Annotated in this window: 2 pseudogenes; both read right to left on the minus strand. The window is 68.2% G+C overall.

Annotated elements, in window-relative coordinates:
• A pseudogene (locus NT8_RS28120) lies at positions 1 to 571 on the minus strand (hypothetical protein); the annotation flags it as partial.
• A gap of 250 nt (positions 572 to 821) precedes the next feature.
• Positions 822 to 1122, minus strand: a pseudogene (locus NT8_RS28125) (hypothetical protein); the annotation flags it as partial.

Below are 1122 nucleotides of genomic sequence, written 5' to 3' on the forward strand. Positions count from 1 at the left end.
AGATCTTGTCGTGCGGCGGCTTGCAGTTGGGGTACCGCTCGGACGGCGCGTAGGAGGAGACGTAGATGTAGTCGGTCTCGCCGTCCTCGCTCGGCACCAGGGTGTTGGTGTGCGAGCCGCAGTCGGTGCGCACGGCGGCGACGTACTCCGGGTCGGCCTTGTCGGAGATGTCGAAGACGCGGATGCCCTCGAAGGCGTCGGCGTCGGCCGGGGTGCTCTCCTCGGCGCCGCAGGACTCGTCGACGAGGGGGTAGTCGACGGAGAAGTACAGCAGGTCGCCGCTGACCGACACGTCGCCCTGGCCGCCGGGGCAGAGGACCTGGCTGGCGATCTCGGGCCGCTCGGGCTCGGAGATGTCGTAGATGACGAATCCGTTGTAGTTGCCGCCGATGGCGTAGTCGCCGGTGAACGCCAGGTCGGAGTTGACGCTGTCGACCGGGGACGGCTTGGGGATGTTCGCCAGGTGGGTGACGTTGTCGCTGCTGGTGCCCTCGCCCACGGGGAGGCTGTCGGCGGACGCCGCGGGGGCGAGCCCGATGCCGAGGACCAGGGCGGCGGCGAGCGCGCCCATGCGTGGGAGGGACCGCCGGGAACGAAGCGGCCTGGGGGATGTCGGCACGTGGGCTCCTCACTCCAACGTGGACCAAAACACCCTTAAATTACACAGGCCAATTTCCTTTGTACAGAAATATCCGGACGAATTAACCGGCCGTAACATGTTCCGCGTCCGTCTCACGGTCCGTCACGACGGAACCGGCCCCACCACGGGACCGGCCCCCCGCTGGCAGCGGGGGGCCGGTCCGGCGTACGGCTGCTCCGGGCTAGCGCCCGGGGCTGTACCGGGGCTGGCTCTGCGGGTTGAACTCGTCGTACTCGACGCGCTCGGCGCCGCGCAGGCGGCGGTCGTCCAGCTTCAGCACGTCGAAGCCCCGCTGGATGTCGGAGGAGTAGACGTAGCCGTTGTAGTAGTAGGCCGACCAGGAGCCGCCGAGGACGTTCTCGGTCTCCGACACCGGCGGGCGGTCGAAGTAGCCGATCTCGCGCGGCTTGCGCGGGTTGTTGAAGTCGATGATCGACACCCCGCCCTGGTACCAGGACTGCACGAAGTAGTCCTTGCCCGGG

This window comes from Nocardiopsis trehalosi NBRC 14201 (assembly GCF_001552555.1).
In the GTDB taxonomy this organism is placed as follows: Bacteria; Actinomycetota; Actinomycetes; order Streptosporangiales; family Streptosporangiaceae; genus Nocardiopsis_B; species Nocardiopsis_B trehalosi.